Annotated in this window: 16 protein-coding genes; 10 read left to right on the top strand and 6 right to left on the bottom strand. The window is 42.5% G+C overall.

Annotated elements, in window-relative coordinates:
- Nucleotides 1–93 precede the first annotated feature (93 nt).
- The 3 genes from pyrE to prmC form a co-directional block, all read right to left on the bottom strand.
- The gene (gene pyrE / locus VYM24_RS02385) at nucleotides 94–732 is read right to left on the bottom strand and encodes an orotate phosphoribosyltransferase (RefSeq protein ID WP_291550238.1); all 639 of its coding nucleotides are present in this window, start codon (nucleotides 730–732) and stop codon (nucleotides 94–96) included.
- Nucleotides 733–813: 81 nt separating this feature from the next.
- Nucleotides 814–1,293 (bottom strand): regulatory protein RecX, encoded by a 480-nt coding sequence (locus VYM24_RS02390; RefSeq protein WP_291550239.1) that lies wholly within the window; start codon nucleotides 1,291–1,293, stop codon nucleotides 814–816.
- Nucleotides 1,290–2,126, bottom strand: a complete 837-nt coding sequence (gene prmC, locus VYM24_RS02395) for a peptide chain release factor N(5)-glutamine methyltransferase (protein ID WP_291550240.1) — start codon at nucleotides 2,124–2,126, stop codon at nucleotides 1,290–1,292. Before prmC ends, VYM24_RS02390 begins: the two co-directional genes overlap by 4 nt.
- Before the next feature lie 266 nt (nucleotides 2,127–2,392).
- On the opposite strand from prmC, the gene ribD reads away from it, so the two are divergent.
- From ribD to proB, 10 genes are all read left to right on the top strand, one after another.
- A complete protein-coding gene (gene ribD, locus VYM24_RS02400; protein WP_291550241.1) occupies nucleotides 2,393–3,430 on the top strand; it encodes a bifunctional diaminohydroxyphosphoribosylaminopyrimidine deaminase/5-amino-6-(5-phosphoribosylamino)uracil reductase RibD in 1,038 nt (345 codons plus the stop codon).
- A 144-nt stretch (nucleotides 3,431–3,574) separates the two neighbouring features.
- Nucleotides 3,575–4,936 carry a BamI family beta-barrel-assembly machinery protein gene (bamI, locus tag VYM24_RS02405; protein ID WP_291550242.1) on the top strand — a complete coding sequence of 454 codons (1,362 nt, stop codon included), beginning with the start codon at nucleotides 3,575–3,577 and terminating at the stop codon, nucleotides 4,934–4,936.
- Between the two features lie 55 nt (nucleotides 4,937–4,991).
- Nucleotides 4,992–5,687 carry a type IX secretion system protein PorG gene (gene porG / locus VYM24_RS02410; protein WP_330941362.1) on the top strand — a complete coding sequence of 232 codons (696 nt, stop codon included), beginning with the start codon at nucleotides 4,992–4,994 and terminating at the stop codon, nucleotides 5,685–5,687.
- Nucleotides 5,688–5,693: 6 nt separating this feature from the next.
- Nucleotides 5,694–6,428: an isoprenyl transferase gene (locus VYM24_RS02415; protein ID WP_291550244.1), complete on the top strand. Its 735-nt coding sequence runs from the start codon at nucleotides 5,694–5,696 to the stop codon at nucleotides 6,426–6,428.
- A gap of 28 nt (nucleotides 6,429–6,456) precedes the next feature.
- Complete coding sequence (gene bamA / locus VYM24_RS02420; protein ID WP_291550245.1) at nucleotides 6,457–9,099, top strand: outer membrane protein assembly factor BamA; 2,643 nt, start codon at nucleotides 6,457–6,459, stop codon at nucleotides 9,097–9,099.
- A gap of 23 nt (nucleotides 9,100–9,122) precedes the next feature.
- On the top strand, nucleotides 9,123–9,638 hold the full coding sequence (locus tag VYM24_RS02425; RefSeq protein ID WP_291550246.1) for an OmpH/Skp family outer membrane protein: 516 nt from the start codon (nucleotides 9,123–9,125) through the stop codon (nucleotides 9,636–9,638).
- Between the two features lie 133 nt (nucleotides 9,639–9,771).
- Complete coding sequence (locus tag VYM24_RS02430; RefSeq protein WP_291550247.1) at nucleotides 9,772–10,275, top strand: OmpH/Skp family outer membrane protein; 504 nt, start codon at nucleotides 9,772–9,774, stop codon at nucleotides 10,273–10,275.
- A gap of 168 nt (nucleotides 10,276–10,443) precedes the next feature.
- Nucleotides 10,444–11,283, top strand: coding sequence for a glutamate racemase (murI, locus tag VYM24_RS02435; RefSeq protein ID WP_291550249.1), 840 nt, complete (start codon nucleotides 10,444–10,446; stop codon nucleotides 11,281–11,283).
- A gap of 159 nt (nucleotides 11,284–11,442) precedes the next feature.
- Nucleotides 11,443–11,679, top strand: coding sequence for a DUF2007-related protein (locus VYM24_RS02440; protein WP_021968041.1), 237 nt, complete (start codon nucleotides 11,443–11,445; stop codon nucleotides 11,677–11,679).
- 47 nt (nucleotides 11,680–11,726) lie between these two features.
- Nucleotides 11,727–12,809: a glutamate 5-kinase gene (proB, locus tag VYM24_RS02445; protein ID WP_291550250.1), complete on the top strand. Its 1,083-nt coding sequence runs from the start codon at nucleotides 11,727–11,729 to the stop codon at nucleotides 12,807–12,809.
- A 127-nt stretch (nucleotides 12,810–12,936) separates the two neighbouring features.
- Here proB and VYM24_RS02450 read toward each other — a convergent pair whose 3' ends face one another.
- The 3 genes from VYM24_RS02450 to VYM24_RS02460 form a co-directional block, all read right to left on the bottom strand.
- The gene (locus VYM24_RS02450) at nucleotides 12,937–14,412 is read right to left on the bottom strand and encodes a hypothetical protein (RefSeq protein ID WP_330941363.1); all 1,476 of its coding nucleotides are present in this window, start codon (nucleotides 14,410–14,412) and stop codon (nucleotides 12,937–12,939) included.
- Between the two features lie 87 nt (nucleotides 14,413–14,499).
- Complete coding sequence (locus VYM24_RS02455) at nucleotides 14,500–15,780, bottom strand: hypothetical protein (RefSeq protein ID WP_291550252.1); 1,281 nt, start codon at nucleotides 15,778–15,780, stop codon at nucleotides 14,500–14,502.
- Between the two features lie 240 nt (nucleotides 15,781–16,020).
- Nucleotides 16,021–16,551, bottom strand: a complete 531-nt coding sequence (locus VYM24_RS02460) for a hypothetical protein (RefSeq protein ID WP_291550253.1) — start codon at nucleotides 16,549–16,551, stop codon at nucleotides 16,021–16,023.
- Between the last annotated feature and the right edge of the window lie 82 nt (nucleotides 16,552–16,633).

A 16,633-nucleotide genomic window follows, 5' to 3' on the forward strand; every position in this document is an offset into this window, starting at 1 on the left:
ATTCTCTTTAAAAGACAAAAAAAGAACTATCCGGACAGAAACTATCCGAATGGCCCTTTTATCATATTAATTATTTTATAGTATAAACCGCCGTTACTTTCCAGCATCCCAATGTGCAGGGTCCTTACGCCATTCGTTCAGCGTCGCAATATCATCTTCTTCGATGTAACCCGTACGAAGTGCAACATCCAGAACCGCTTCATAATTCGTCAGTGTCACCAAAGGAACTTTGGCATCCTTGAATGCTTTTTCTGCAATCGGGAAACCATAGGTATAAGCTGCAACCATACCGATTACTTCACATCCGTCGCGACGAATAGCTTCTACGGCTTTCAAGCTGCTTCCACCTGTAGAAATCAAGTCTTCAACCACCACAACCTTCATACCCGGGCGAAGCTCTCCTTCAATCAGGTTTTCCAATCCATGGTCTTTCGGGGTAGAACGTACATACACAAACGGCAAATTCAGCGCATCGGCAACTAAAGCTCCCTGAGGGATAGCGCCTGTTGCTACGCCGGCAATTGCATCCACCTGCCCGAAACGTTCCAATATCAAACGGGTAATCTCAATCTTTACAAAATTACGCAAAGAAGGATAAGAAAGTGTTTTGCGGTTATCACAGTAAAAGGGGGATTTCCATCCGGAAGCCCATGTAAAGGGATTTGCCGGTTGTAGTTTAATCGCTTTTATCTTCAGCAACTTCTCTGCGAATAGTTTTTCTAAAGTTCTCATAACTAAATTAGCTATTTATAGTAAATATGGCACAAAAATACAGAAACAGAACGAGAATAAAAAAAAGAATAAAGAGATTTTTCACTCAAAGTCGTCATTTTCGTCAGAAAGTTGTATACAATGACGAATATCTTTCATTTCAAAACCCCGACTCAGGGCAAAACGCATCAATTTTCCATTCAGTTCATACTCATTCTCCGCATGTATGCTTTTCCTTTTGGCAGCCAGCAAACCATCTAAAATAGACAAGTATTCTTCTTCATCTATTTCATTCAAAAACTGCCGGCATGTATTATAAGAAACTTTCTTTAATTGCAGTGCCTGCGCAATTTTCACTTTTCCCCATTTGGCAAAGCGATATTTATCATTCACAAAGGCACGGCAAAAGCGCTCTTCATCAATATATTTTTCATCTACCAGCCGCTTGAGAATACGGTCAATGGCATCATAGGGCAATCCCCAACGCTGTAGTTTTTCAGAAATCTCAGCACGGCAATGTTCCGCTGTAGAGCAATAGGCAGCTACCTTATTCAGCGCCTCTGTTTCAGTAATATTCGTCATTTTTCGGCTATTACAAATCGATCATTATGAGATATGTCCTTTTGAAGTCGGACCGCACGATATCCTGCTTCACACAACATCGCTACGGTATCTTTTCCAAAAGCACGGTTAATTTCAAAATAAAGTTTTCCACCAGGCATAAGCATCTCAAGTCCCAGCACGGCTATGCGCCGATAAAAACGCAAAGGATCTGTATCGGGTACAAACAATGCCAACGAAGGCTCCCAGTCCAGCACATTATGTTCCATCTCTTGTTTCTCAGCTTCAGTAATATAAGGCGGATTGCTCACAATTACATCATAACAGTCCGCCACACAAGGTTCATAAGTTAACACATCGCGCTGTTCGAACCGTACAGATGCCTGCAAAGCCTTACTATTAGCAGCAGCAATAGATAAAGCTTCTCCCGATACATCCCAAGCGGTGACTTGCGACCCTGGTAATTCTTTCGCCAAAGAAATGGCGATACAACCGCTACCTGTCCCAACGTCTAAAACACGAGAAACGGGAGAAAGTTCTTTTAACATCATCTCTACCAGCTCCTCAGTTTCCGGACGGGGAATGAGTACACCCGGAGCCACGCAAAAAGTTCTTCCCAAGAAGCGGGCTTCCCCTAAAATATATTGTATCGGTTCAAAATTACGTAAACGGGCAAGAATGCTTTCCAATTCCTGTTCCTCTTTTACGGATAAAATTATATCTTTGCCCAGATAATAATCCACAGTTTGCTGCCCCAGAATCTCACAACAGATTAATCTGGACAAATTTCCGGCTTCCTGCGTCGTATAACGACCTTGCAGTTTCCGGCGGATATAAGAGGCGGTAATATTCATAAATGGATATTTGGGATTCTTTATCAGTTCAACTGACGGGCTTTCCACAGATCATCTCCGTAGCATCTCCGTAGATTCTCCATAAGTTCTCCGTAGGTTCTCCGTAGCTGGTCCGTAGCAGGTCCGTAATAAGTCCAAGCTATAGGACACGAAGATGATATGAACCGGATACAGATCGGATATGGACTTGACTAGTCCGCACTCCGAATAACGAAGAATCCGTTTTGGGGTGCAAAAGTAAGAATTATCATAGAAAAATGACACACATGGAAGAAGAAAAATACATGCGCCGCTGTATACAACTGGCGCGAAACGGACTTTGTAATGCAGCACCTAATCCGATGGTGGGGGCGGTAATTGTATGCGACGGGAAGATCATCGGCGAGGGCTATCATGTACGTTGCGGAAAAGCACACGCTGAAGTCAATGCTATTCGTTCCGTAAAAGAGGCCTCATTATTAAAGCGTTCCACCATTTATGTAAGTCTGGAGCCCTGCTCTCATCACGGGAAAACTCCTCCCTGTGCAGATTTGATTATTGAAAAACAAATCCCCCGTATCGTCATCGGCTGCCAGGATCCTTTTTCCAAGGTTGCCGGACGGGGCATACAGAAACTGAAAGATGCCGGACGAGAAGTAATCGTAGGAGTACTGGAAGACGAATGTCGGCACCTAATCAAAAGATTCATAACCTTTCACACCCTGTACCGCCCATATATCACACTGAAATGGGCAGAATCAGCAGACGGGTTTATTGATTTATGCCGGACCGAAGGAAATCCTGTGATTCTGTCCACTCCCTTGACTTCCATGCTGGTACATAAAAAGAGAGCAGAACATTCTGCCATTCTTGTAGGCACACGTACCGCTAAACTGGACAATCCATCTTTGAATGTACGCAACTGGTATGGGCGCTCTCCGATACGTCTCGTCATCGACCGGAAACAGAGTCTGTCTCCTACCCTTCATTTATTTGACGGAAGTGTACTGACACTCGTCTTTACCGAACATTTTCATGATGTTCTGCCCAACGTGGAATATCTCCCGATAGATTTCCAACAGGACATATTACCTCAGATCATGCAGATATTGTATGAGCGCGGTATTCAATCTCTGTTGGTGGAGGGCGGAAGCACCTTGCTACAATCTTTCATCGATGCGGGGCTTTGGGATGAAGCGTATGTTGAAGAAAATCCCAGATCACTGATATCCGGTGTTAAAGCTCCTGAAATGAACGATAAAATTAGTTATGCCAGTGAGCAATCTTTCGGCAGAAGTATACGGCATTACACAGCAACGAAATAGTCTGAATCACCTCATTTTGATGCTTTTTTATCGAGAAAAACAGGGGTATTATCTATAATTTTATATAAAACTTCCCCAGGATGCTGATTATAGAAAAAAATGTTCCTATTTTTGCAACTTGTAAATAAACACTATCTTTAGAAAATGAGAATAAAGTTTTTATCCGTAATCCTGAGTTTTCTTCTTATGTCAATTGCCATAAGTTCGTGTCTTGACTCAGATGATAATTATGAATATAGTTCCGACGCAACGATACGTGCCTTTGGTATTGATACTATAACAAAAGGTGTATATTATAAGTTTACGATTGACCAGTTGAAAAGAGAAATTTATAATGTGGATTCGCTTCCTATGGGGGCCGATTCTATCATCAAACGTATCTTAATCGACACACTGACGGTAACAGGATGGGTAACTTCAGGTCTGAATGATACCGTATTCAACATGAACGACTCGGTTGACCTGAGAGAACCGATCAAACTAAAAGTACATGCAGCCGACGGAATCACTACCCGCGAATATACTATCAAGGTAAATGTTCACACACAGGATCCGGACTCACTGATTTGGAGAGAAATGCCATCACTACCCGTTTCTCCGGCTTCCGGAAAACAAAAGTCTGTAGTACTAAATAAAAATTTAATTATTTATACCTCTACTACGACAGCCTATCGCAGTTCCGTAGAAAATCCTGCCAACCTTCAATGGGGAAGCCCGATTACAATCAACGGTCTACCTTCAGATGCAAAATTAACTTCTATCGTTCATTTCAACAACCGATTATACATTACCACAGAGAGTGGGAAAGCGTTCGATTCCGACAACGGTATTGATTGGACCGAAATGGATGTGCAAGGAATGCAGATGGTGACATTCGTAGCTGGTATTCCGGAAGACGCCGTAACGGGAAGTAAGAACAAACTTGCCGGCATCTTCACGAAGGATGGTAACCATTACTTCTGCGCGAGAAATGCAGAAGAAACGGAATGGCAACCGAGTGAAGAGATTGTTCCTTCCGATTTCCCGCTGGAAGGTATATACTCCACTGTATTCACAAATGCAAGTGGCATCAAACAAACAATGATAGTGGGCAATACGGAAGAAACAGCCAAAGCAACAGTACCTTGGTCCACAATGGACGGGCTTACTTGGGTTGACATAAATACGCCTTCAGACTTTTTCTGTCCGGTCATGAAGAATCCGTCAATCATGTACTACGGAGGCTTATTCCACATGATGGGTGGAGATTTCAATATAATCCGTTCCTCCCTCGTAGGAATAGCTTGGAACGAAGCTGCCACGAAATTCCGGTACCCGACAAAGATTGAAATAGAAAAGGGCGAAGGCGAAGATGCTAAAGATACGATTAAGTATATAAGTTTATTCAAAGACAAGGGAGATTACTCTCTGACCATTGACTCAAACCATTATATTTGGATTGTATGGAGCAGCGACGGTTCTGTTTGGCGTGGACGTTTAAACAAACTGGGTTTCAAGCAACAATAATAAAATAGTCAAATTTCCGTTTCCTTATATATAAAAGGAGTAACAAGAAAACGGTATGACTATTACAAGAAATATAAAGATAGTATTTTGCCTGCTCATGTTCCCATTCTGTTGTGCCATGGCACAGGAAGAATATACTTGGGAGATGGGAGGAGCCATTGGAGGAAGTTTTTATATGGGAGATGCAAATAACAGCACCCCGTTTAAAGACACAGGTATAGCGGGAGGTTTTATAGCCCGGTACTTACTGAATCCACACATGGCAATAAAAGGCAATCTGACAGCCGGCAGGATTTCCGGCGACACGAGAGATTTCAAAAATGTGTATCCGAATGGAGAGTATGCCACTTTCAAACGGACTATAATCGATTTGGGAGCACAGTTTGAATATAACTTTTTGGGATATGGTATCGGTAATACGTACCGGGGGGACCGTCGGTTTACACCTTATATATTGGGTGGATTGGGTTTTACGTTTGCACCAAAGCCTGTAAAGACGGTCTTTACGATGAACATCCCCATAGGAGTGGGAATAAAATTCAAAGCAACCCCACGCATCAATATAGGATGCGAGTTTACGATGCGGTTCAGCCTTAGCGACCAGTTGGATGTTACTCAACGGGAAGGTTTGCAACTGGAAGACCCATACCAGATAAAAGGAAAAGGCTGGAAGAATAAAGACAGTTATGCATTCACCGTCTTTTTCCTCACCTACGACCTCTTCCCAAGATGTAAGGAATGTAACAACTAAAAAAAGATGCAATATAAAGAACAAATTGATTTGAGCCGGATACCCCAGCATGTGGCGATTATCATGGATGGCAACGGACGATGGGCGAAGCAGCGCGGACACGAGCGCAGCTACGGACATCAGGTCGGTGCAGAAACCGTCCATGTAATAGCCGAAGAGGCAGCCAGACTGGGCATCAGATATCTGACCCTATATACGTTCTCAACCGAAAACTGGAACCGCCCGACAGACGAAGTGGCAGCCTTGATGAGCCTTCTTTTCGACTCCATCGAAGAGGACACGTTCATGAAGAACAACATCAGTTTCCAGATCATCGGAGATATAGAAAAGTTACCCGCAAATGTACAGACACGTTTATACAATTGCGTAGAAAATACTTCTAAGAATACAGGCATGTGCCTGGTACTTGCACTCAGCTACTCTTCACGTTGGGAAATCACAGAAGCCAGCCGGCAAATTGCCACTTTGGTGCAGAAAGGAGAATTGACACCCGAACAGATCGACTGCGATTTAATGTCAAAGCACCTGACTACCCACTTCATGCCTGATCCCGACTTGCTGATACGCACCGGTGGAGAAATCCGTCTGAGTAATTACCTTCTTTGGCAATGCGCGTATTCGGAACTTTATTTTTGTGAAACCTATTGGCCCGATTTTCGGGAAGAGGAACTTTGCAAAGCCATTTGCGACTACCAGAGACGGGAACGCAGATTCGGCAAAACCAGTGAACAAATCAGTTAAACTCAAACATATTTAATCAAAAACATAAATGCACTATCGTATTTTCTCTATACTCACAGCGTTTATCTGCCTCTTCGGTTGTGTACTGACAAGTGCGGCTCAAGATGCCAATGGCATCGATAATGATGCAGCAAAACCGGTTATTCTCTATTCGGGAACACCCAAGAAGTATGAAATTGCAGAAATTAAAGTAGAAGGAGTTAAGAACTATGAGGACTACGTACTGATCGGACTATCCGGTTTGTCTGTAGGACAAACGATTACCATACCGGGTGACGAAGTCACTCAGGCTTGTAAGCGTTACTGGAAGCATGGTCTGTTCTCCAATGTTCAAATCACCGCAGATAAGATAGAAGGCGATAAGGTCTGGCTTACGATTCATCTGACTCAGCGTCCGCGTGTATCCGATATCCGCTATCACGGCGTGAAGAAGTCAGAACGCGAGGATATAGAAAGCCGAATCGGTATGATTAAGGGCGGACAGGTGACTCCTAATGTCATTGACCGCGCCAAAACTTTGATTAAGCGCTACTTTGATGATAAAGGATTTAAGAATGCAGAAGTTATCATCTCGCAGAAAGACGATGTATCCAACGATAACCAGGTGATCGTGGATATCGACATTGACAAAAAGGAGAAGGTAAAAGTACACGAAATCACCATCGTTGGCAATGAAGCGATTGCAACTAAGAAGTTGAAACGCATCATGAAGAAGACCAACGAAAAGAATAAATTGCTCAATCTGTTCCGTACCAAGAAGTTCGTGGAAGAAAACTTCGAGGCAGATAAGCAGTTGATCATCGATAAGTACAACGAATTAGGCTATCGCGATGCTATGATCGTAGAAGACAGCATCAAACCGTACGATGACCGCACCGTAGACATCTTCATGAAGATTGATGAAGGAGAAAAATATTATCTGCGTAATGTAACGTGGGTAGGTAACACCTTGTATCCTTCCGAACAGTTGAACTTTATGCTTCGCATGAAGAAAGGTGATGTATACAACCAGAAATTACTGGAAGAACGTACCATGTCAGACGAAGATGCTATCGGTAACCTCTACTATAACAACGGCTATTTGTTCTACAGCCTCGAGCCCGTAGAAGTAAATATCGTAGGAGACTCCATCGACCTGGAAATGCGTATTTTCGAAGGCCGCCAGGCTACCATTAATAAGATCAGCATCAATGGTAACGACCGTTTGTATGAAAACGTAGTACGCCGTGAACTCCGTACCCGTCCGGGTGACCTGTTCAGCCGTGAAGACCTGATGCGTTCTATGCGTGAAATCCAGCAGATGGGACACTTCGACCCGGAACAAATCAAACCGGATATTCAACCAAGACCGGAAGACGGAACCGTAGATATAGGTTACGATCTGGTATCCAAAGCTAACGACCAGGTGGAATTCTCTGCCGGTTGGGGACAAACCGGTATCATCGGTAAGCTGAGTTTGAAGTTCACTAACTTCTCACTGGCCAACTTGTTGCATCCGGGTGAAAACTACCGTGGTATCCTGCCGCAGGGTGATGGCCAGACCTTGACCGTCAGCGGACAGACTAATGCCAAGTATTACCAATCCTATAGCATTTCATTCTATGACCCGTGGTTCGGCGGTAAACGTCCGAACGCATTCTCTCTGTCGGCCTTCTATTCCGTACAGACAGATATCAGTAGCCGCTACTACAACTCAGCATATATGAATAGCTATTACAACAGTATGTATAGTGGCATGTATGGTTATGGTATGTATAATTACGGCAACTACAACAGCTATGAGAACTATTACGACCCCGACAAGTCTATCAAGATGTTCGGTGTGGCTGCCATGTTCGGTAAGCGTTTGAAATGGCCGGATGACTACTTCCAGTTTACAGCTGAGTTATCTTACCAACGCTATATCCTGAGCGACTGGCAGTACTTCCCCGTTACAAACGGTAAGTGTAACAACCTTAGCATCAACCTGACATTGTCTCGTAGTTCTATTGACAATCCGATCTATCCCCGTTCCGGTTCAGAGTTCTCATTGTCAGTACAGTTAACTCCGCCGTACTCACTGTTTGATGGAACTGACTACAGCAAGTACAGTACTACCAGCCAGGACGACATGAACAAGATGCACAAATGGATTGAATATCACAAATGGAAATTCAAATCCAAAGTGTACATCCCGTTGATGGACCCGGTAGCAGTTAAACGTACCCCGGTATTGATGGGCCGTGTTGAATTCGGTTTGCTGGGACACTACAACAAGTATAAGAAATCTCCGTTCGAAACATTCGATGTAGGTGGTGACGGTATGACCGGTTACTCCAGCTACGCAACGGAAAGCATTGCCCTTCGTGGTTATGAAAACAGTTCATTGACTCCTTACGGTTACGAAGGTTACGCTTATACCCGTCTCGGACTTGAGTTAAGATATCCGCTGATGCTGGAAACAAGTACCAGTATTTATGCGTTAGGTTTTGTAGAAGCCGGTAATGCATGGCATGATGTGAAGAATTTCAATCCATTCGAATTGAAACGTTCCGCAGGTGTCGGTGTCCGTATCTTCCTGCCGATGATCGGTATGATGGGTATTGACTGGGCTTATGGTTTCGATAAAATACGTGGTTCCTCAGATTACGGTGGCAGTCAATTCCACTTTATCTTAGGACAAGAATTCTAATTGTATCACAAAAACCAAACGTTATGAGAAAGTCTGTTTTATTAATGATCTTGCTGTTTGCCGTAGGTATGACAGCCAATGCGCAAAAGTTTGCCTTGATTGATATGGAGTATATTCTGAAAAACATTCCGGCTTACGAACGTGCAAACGAACAGTTGAACCAGGTTTCCAAGAAATGGCAGAGTGAAGTAGAGAAAGTTGCCGAGGAAGCCAAGACGTTGTACAAGAACTATCAATCGGAAGCCGTCTTTCTTTCTGAAGAACAAAAAGGAAAGAAAGAGGAAGCGATTGTCGCTAAAGAGAAAGAAGCAGCTGAACTTCGCCGCAAATATTTCGGTCCTGAAGGGGAATTATTCAAGAAACGCGAAAGCCTGATGCAACCTATTCAGGATGAGATTTATAATGCGGTCAAGGAAATATCGGAGCAGAAAGGATACTCTGTAGTCGTTGACCGGGCATCTGCAACAAGCATCATTTTTGCTTCTCCGCGTATTGATATCAGCAATGAAGTGCTTGCTAAGTTAGGATATTCAAATTAATTTCATACATTTGCTTCGCGAATATGGCCACACTCCAACATTAAAAATAAGCAAGCTTATTTTGTATTGCGTTCAGTTTGCACTATATTTGCATTTATTCAACGACTAATTATTAAAATAAACAATAAACATTATGCTTAAAAAAATCGCACTACTCGTGGTACTGTTCGCTCTTCCTTTGGGAGCGATGGCACAAAAATTTGCTCACATGAACTCTCAGGAGGTTATTGTTGTTATGCCGGAATATACTAAGGCACAAGCTGATCTGGAAGCTATGTCAAAGAAGTATTCTCAAGAAATGGAACGCACTCAATCAGAATTCAACAAGAAAGTGCAAGAATTCCAACAGCAAGCAGACTCTCTGCCGAGGAATATAGCTGAAAGACGCCAGAAAGAATTGCAAGAGATGGCTCAAAGACAAGAAGAATTCCAACAGGAAGCCTACCAAAGCATGCAGAAAGCACAGCAAGAAGCACTGGCTCCCATCTATAAGAAATTGGATGACGCTATCCAGGCTGTAGGTAAAGCAGAAGGCGTAGTCTATATCTTTGATTTGGCTCGCACACCGATACCTTATGTAGGTGCAGAGAGTGTAGATGTTACCACTAAAGTAAAAACCCAACTGGGAATTAAGTAAAGACATATCTTATTCAAAGATAGAAAAAGGCGTGGACTGTTTGCAGTCCACGCCTTTTTCTATCTTTGAATAAGATAAGCGGCATCTCAGCATAACTTTTTCATGCAAGCATGAAAGTTCTGCATTCGATTTGCATTATCTTTGCAGCGTGTACAAAGTTTTTCTGTTATGAAGCAAAATTTACCCATTATCCCCGGCTCTATCGGTGTATTTGACTCCGGATATGGCGGACTGACTATCCTAAGCAAGATACGGGAGGCCCTGCCTCAATATGACTATATTTATTTAGGAGATAATGCACGCACTCCCTATGGTACACGATCTTTCGAAATCGTATATGAATTCACACTGCAAGCAGTCACTAAACTGTTTGAGATGGGATGTCATCTTGTCATTCTGGCTTGCAATACAGCATCTGCCAAAGCATTACGCAGTATACAGATAAACGATTTGCCCGGAATGGATCCGGCACGCCGTGTATTGGGTGTCATCCGTCCTACTGTTGAATGTATAGGGCACATAACACAGAGTCGTCATGTCGGTGTTCTTGCCACAGCAGGAACCATTAAATCAGAATCCTACCCGTTAGAAATCCACAAGCTTTTTCCGGACATTCGGGTAGAAGGTGAAGCTTGTCCTCTATGGGTATCTCTCGTAGAAAACAACGAAGCAGAAGGAGATGGGACAGATTATTTCGTTCGTAAATATATCAATGAACTTCTGACGAAAGACGCACAGATTGATACTGTGATTCTTGGCTGTACCCATTATCCCTTACTTCTGCCTAAAATTAAGAAGTACATGCCGGAAGGAATTACTACAGTGGCGCAAGGCGAACTGGTAGCCGAAAGCTTGAAAGACTATTTACACCGCCATCCGGAAATGGATATCAAATGTACGAAAGGTGGAAACTGTACTTACTACACCACGGAAGCAGAAGAAAAGTTCATTGAATCAGCATCCACCTTCCTGAACGAGGCGGTCACCGTACAACGAATAGAACTATAATCACTAATATTTACCGGAAAACAAACTTTTTCTCCGAAATACTTGTTATCTTTGAAGAAGATAAGCTGCATCTCAGCATAACTTTTTCATGTAAACATGAAAGTTATGCATTCGATTTGCATTATCTTTGTAATATTAAACCTATTAATACTTACCATTATGAAATCAACAGACTATAGCCGCACAGTTGAAGTGTTCAAAGGATCACCGTGGGAAGCAGAACTTGTCAAAGGTCTACTCGAAAACAATGGCATAGCAACTATTATCAAAGACGGGCTTATGAGCACCATCGCACCTTACATAGCACCGGATGTAACCATTCTCGTCAGTGAGGAAAGATATGAAGATGCCATGGAGATAATCCGTGAGCGCGATAAAGGAAAAGACGAAGAATAATCCTTTTCACTCCCTTACCGAAACCACATAAGAACGATATACAACACATGGAACAACAATTTTCGAGAATAGCTGTTAAAGTTGGCAGCAATGTCTTGACACGCCGCGACGGTACTCTGGACGTAACACGTATGTCTGCCTTAGTTGATCAGATAGCCGAACTGCATAAAACAGGAGTAGAAATTATACTTGTATCTTCCGGGGCCGTTGCTTCCGGACGTAGTGAAGTGCATCCGACCAAAAAACTGGATAGCGTAGATCAACGCCAGCTATTCTCCGCCATAGGACAAGCCAAACTCATCAATCGTTACTACGAACTCTTTCGTGAACATGGCATTACTGTAGGACAAGTACTGACAATGAAAGAGAATTTCGCAACCCGCAGGCATTACCTTAACCAAAAGAACTGTATGACGGTGATGTTAGAAAACGGAGTCATTCCTATTGTCAATGAAAACGATACGATTTCCGTAAGCGAGTTAATGTTTACGGATAATGATGAATTGTCCGGTCTGATTGCCTCTATGATGGATGCACAGGCATTAATCATACTCAGCAATATCAATGGTATCTATAATGGTTCTCCTACCGATCCTGCCTCGGAAGTGATACGGGAGATAGACCAGGGCAAAGATCTGTCCTCCTATATTCAGACTTCCAAATCCAGTTTCGGACGTGGAGGTATGCTGACTAAAACCAATATTGCCCGCAAAGTAGCCGATGAAGGAATCACCGTAATCATTGCCAATGGTAAATGCGATAATATCCTTGTCGATTTGATCCAACATCCCGAAAGTACTCTCTGCACCCGCTTTACGCCTTCTGCCGAACCTGTATCCAGTATAAAAAAATGGATTGCTCACAGTGAAGGGTTTGCCAAAGGTGAGTTGCACATCAACCAATGCGCTACCGAAGTGCTGAATTCAGATAAAGCAATCAGCATCCTGCCCGTCGGTATAACTGCCATTGAAGGAGAATTTGAAAAAGATGACATCGTGCGGATCATTGACTTCGAAGGAAATCCGGTAGGAGTAGGCAAAGCAAACTGCAACTCTGTTCAAGCCAAGGAAGCGATGGGGAAGCACGGGAAGAAACCTGTTGTACACTATGATTATCTATATATAGAATAAACAAACCCATTAAATATGAGATTCCCTATTCACATCATTGAATGTGAACAGGGAATCATCTTGTTTAGTGATTTGAGAAATTCTGATACTGAGTTGATGAGAGAAGAATCACTCCCCAATTACACTCTTAGTTTCCTAATACGCTTATTTGATCATTCTCTGCAGGCAATTTATAATAAAAGCCTACACTAAAGTTATATAGTGGATATTTCTTTCCATAAATCACTCTTCCTTTTTGGTCTTTCGGCTCATAATCAGGACGAAGTCTTGTCTCAAAACTATCGCGTGGATGAATAAAAGTACCATCTTTCTGTACCTCATCCAAATCTTCATACTTAAAGAAAGCCTTGTACGGATCGCTATCGCGCAAATTTCCATGCCCTTGCAATCCATCTTTTCCCTTCGGACGGTCTTCTATAAATGAACGGGTACCGGCATATACCACTATGACATCTCCAACTAAAGGTTGCTCACAGGTTAACACCACATCATCACCATCTATCTCTACCTGTTTAATGATTTGTTTGTTTTCTTGACGATAATCACGCAAGTATACCTCAAAACCATAATCCTTGATCTTAGGTATCAAATACGTATCAAATACCAATGGACGAACCGGCACATGGTACTTGATACGTATTTGAGTGGGAAGTGTTTCTCTCGCAATTGCCGTAGGTTGCAACGGCTGAAAGGGTTTGCCCTGCACTTGAGATTGATAATACACTTTTCCCAACATCTCGCCAAACCAGCGATATCCATTGCCGTCAAGATGCCCACCTCGGTCAGTCATCGGATAAATAGGCCCCGCACAGATAATATCATCATATTCGTTAGCCGCTTCCAATTGAGCCATCGAAATTGAAAGTGTATCACGCATATATTGTGCTCCCGTCTGATAAGTGATAAATACCGGCTTATGGAGTTGGCCATACTGTTGCAGTATGTCTTTTTGCATATTATTCTTTATATTCACAAGCAGTTTCTTATACTCCCGTTTATCAGTCGTATTAGGCACATTAGCGCGTAGTCCCTTTTCCGGATTCGGATCATAGTTGAACTCACCTTGCATCCAGAAAATTGCAGGACAACAGATTTTCGCATCTTCCCGGGCAGCTACCCGGGCTGCCGATTGTAATGATGTTACAAACTCTTTATACGCTGTACGTGTCTCCGACTCCTTGGAGAGTTCTTCTACACTTGCTCCGCTCACTCCTACCGAAGTAGCCAAAATACGGGGCATCTTGGGTTGTTTCAACCGAAGGTGATTGACAGCTCCCAGTAAAGGACATTCGGCTATAGTGCCGGCTCGCCTGCTTTTGAAGTGCTTTTCATGAGCGAAAACTTCGGAAACGGTTCCCACCAATGGTTCAAACTTAAGTTCTCCGGTATTTCCATAGTTTATCCACACTTGGTTGCCCAGCATGTAATTACCTTTGAAATGTTCCGTTGAAATAACCGGATAGGACTGATGTCCCGTTGACAGGCTCTGTCCATTCATAATAAACTGTATAAATACTTTATCCTTATCCTTCCCGGAAGCAAACAGAGAAGTACAGCAAAATAATATACTGCACAGCTCAATTACAATTATTGCAGTTCTCATTTTTTTAATATATAATATATGTGATAAGAATAGATAATTTGTGGATTATCTATTCTTGTCGATCATTCATTTAAATATATCCACACTTTACTTAAAGAATATGCTTGCACGCTGGTCATTGAGTATATACAAGTTTTCTAAATGCTTGTTGATGATGGCTTCGCCACCTCCTACTTGTATACGATTACCACCCTCGGCACCAAACCCTCCCAATGCCGCTGAACGTACATCGGCTACATAACCAGGTGAACGTCCTTTTACATACGTATAACCAAAAAAGAGAGGAGTCACATCGGCCAGCCTGGCTTTCGCCTTCCATTCCAATTGAAGTTGTACGAACATTTCACCAGGGCAAACGGCTATTGCAAAGTCATTAATGAGGAATGTGGCGATATGGACATTTACCTTACGGTTTTTGTCTCCACGAGTAGAGAATTGTAACGAGTCTGTACGCATTTTAAAAGAAGTGTTATCACTGGAGGCATGTAATGCGTTGGCCAGTTTAATCACTTCGATGCCAAGCAGTTCTCCTGTGCGCTGAATGGGCTTGTAATCTGTTTTGATAGGATCATTGGGCCCGGAACGTCGCCGGCTAATCATCAACCCTTCTACATTACCGCCGCCACCGGCTACAAAGAGACAGATAGCTTTGTTATCAAACGCTTCTTCCACCTTCTTACAAGCAAATCCAGGATAGTCGGCCGAAATTTCATAACTAAAACAACCAAGGTCTGCATGCATGGCATAGCTCATAACAATGGCACGGGCATTGCCTTGCATATCTTCTACTTTGATTACGCCTACTTCGGGGTCAACCGGACCGAAAGGTATCCGTTCGGGGTTTTCTACATTGTAATGCTCATCGCCCACCCACGATTCGCGAGCCTTACCGTCTTTACGGATAATGAGGCGATTGAAACCCAATTGCGGAAACGTACGCGTACCAGCCGAGATACGTGCAGGGAACATATTACCGATTGCTTCGCCCACTACCTTAATGATGCACTCTTCAAAGAACGGAGTGTTGTCAGGTTTCTTTTCACGAGGCCTGGCATCAGCCATGTTAGGGTCTTCATGAGTATGCGAAGCACAGATCAACAATTGCGTGATACCATATTTCTCTTTGCAGATATTGGCCACGCGATCGCTATAAAAATTGGCCAAATCGACAGATACTTGCGCTACACGCATATCACCTATCTCCATCACAAGAGCACGCGCATACACAGAGTCGTGTAGAGGGATGTTTTGTTTCGGAGTAATGTTTATTTTAGCCGTTCCGGCCATTAGCTGTCCTTCGGCAGCTTTGAGTGTGCCCGATAGGGAAAGACACCCACAGAGCAGGATGAAAAGGAATGCTTTTTTCATGATTAAAATGTTATTATTTGGTTAATATTCTAATGCCAAAGACGTATACCCCAAATGGTAACTTTGTTAACCCCACACAGTAACTCCATTTACATACTGAGGTAAAGGTCGTTACAATAAGTGGTAAAGAGCGTTACAATAAGTGGTAAAGGTCGTTACATACTGAGGTAAATGCTTTTACATCGTGAGGTGAATAGTCGGTAAACGTTACATACTGATAATCAACCAACTATTTAATATTCATTTCCTTATTATTCTAATTCTTTCTTGAGGTTTATTCTCCTTGAACAATAGCATATTGCTTATAATGGGATCATAAAGTATTCCTTGATCCGATGCGACCATTAAGGTTTCATACTTTTTAGCATTAAAATCCCAAGTCAGTTTGATTAGTTGTACAGGAGGCACAATTACACCATTGACATAAGCAAACAAAGGTTTCACCGATCGGTCATATTGCTCAGGATACGATTGTTGAATATCTTTCAATTTGAAAAATTTACGTTTGCCACTTTCATCGAATAAGCCATAACTATCCGGAGCGAAAAGTTTATTTTTGAGTTTTTCTACCTCATCCGCGGTCCTTATTTCTTCCACATATTCATAACTTTGAAGCAGTGGATAATTTAATTCATCCATTTGCTGTGCATTCTGTTGAATAGCATTCAATTGCATCTTCCAAACTGAGATACTATCACTTTGCGCCTGTATTTCTAATGTAAAAAAATGCATCAACGCCATAGAAACTAATAATGAAAACATCTTTTTCATGTGTACAAGTATTTTTTGCTAAAGATAGCGGCTGAAGATTAACATAAGCTATAAAAAAGACTTAATCATTGATTAAAATTGA

Origin of the sequence: Bacteroides sp. MSB163 (assembly GCF_036416795.1) — a bacterium.
GTDB lineage: Bacteria > Bacteroidota > Bacteroidia > Bacteroidales > Bacteroidaceae > Bacteroides > Bacteroides maternus.

What these genes read in the sequence shown, in the direction of transcription:
- pyrE (WP_291550238.1), bottom strand. Translation starts at nt 732, where the DNA reads ATGAGAACTTTAGAAAAACTATTCGCAGAGAAGTTGCTGAAGATAAAA.
- VYM24_RS02390 (WP_291550239.1), bottom strand. Translation starts at nt 1,293, where the DNA reads ATGACGAATATTACTGAAACAGAGGCGCTGAATAAGGTAGCTGCCTAT.
- prmC (WP_291550240.1), bottom strand. Translation starts at nt 2,126, where the DNA reads ATGAATATTACCGCCTCTTATATCCGCCGGAAACTGCAAGGTCGTTAT.
- ribD (WP_291550241.1), top strand. Translation starts at nt 2,393, where the DNA reads ATGGAAGAAGAAAAATACATGCGCCGCTGTATACAACTGGCGCGAAAC.
- bamI (WP_291550242.1), top strand. Translation starts at nt 3,575, where the DNA reads ATGAGAATAAAGTTTTTATCCGTAATCCTGAGTTTTCTTCTTATGTCA.
- porG (WP_330941362.1), top strand. Translation starts at nt 4,992, where the DNA reads ATGACTATTACAAGAAATATAAAGATAGTATTTTGCCTGCTCATGTTC.
- VYM24_RS02415 (WP_291550244.1), top strand. Translation starts at nt 5,694, where the DNA reads ATGCAATATAAAGAACAAATTGATTTGAGCCGGATACCCCAGCATGTG.
- bamA (WP_291550245.1), top strand. Translation starts at nt 6,457, where the DNA reads ATGCACTATCGTATTTTCTCTATACTCACAGCGTTTATCTGCCTCTTC.
- VYM24_RS02425 (WP_291550246.1), top strand. Translation starts at nt 9,123, where the DNA reads ATGAGAAAGTCTGTTTTATTAATGATCTTGCTGTTTGCCGTAGGTATG.
- VYM24_RS02430 (WP_291550247.1), top strand. Translation starts at nt 9,772, where the DNA reads ATGCTTAAAAAAATCGCACTACTCGTGGTACTGTTCGCTCTTCCTTTG.
- murI (WP_291550249.1), top strand. Translation starts at nt 10,444, where the DNA reads ATGAAGCAAAATTTACCCATTATCCCCGGCTCTATCGGTGTATTTGAC.
- VYM24_RS02440 (WP_021968041.1), top strand. Translation starts at nt 11,443, where the DNA reads ATGAAATCAACAGACTATAGCCGCACAGTTGAAGTGTTCAAAGGATCA.
- proB (WP_291550250.1), top strand. Translation starts at nt 11,727, where the DNA reads ATGGAACAACAATTTTCGAGAATAGCTGTTAAAGTTGGCAGCAATGTC.
- VYM24_RS02450 (WP_330941363.1), bottom strand. Translation starts at nt 14,412, where the DNA reads ATGAGAACTGCAATAATTGTAATTGAGCTGTGCAGTATATTATTTTGC.
- VYM24_RS02455 (WP_291550252.1), bottom strand. Translation starts at nt 15,780, where the DNA reads ATGAAAAAAGCATTCCTTTTCATCCTGCTCTGTGGGTGTCTTTCCCTA.
- VYM24_RS02460 (WP_291550253.1), bottom strand. Translation starts at nt 16,551, where the DNA reads ATGAAAAAGATGTTTTCATTATTAGTTTCTATGGCGTTGATGCATTTT.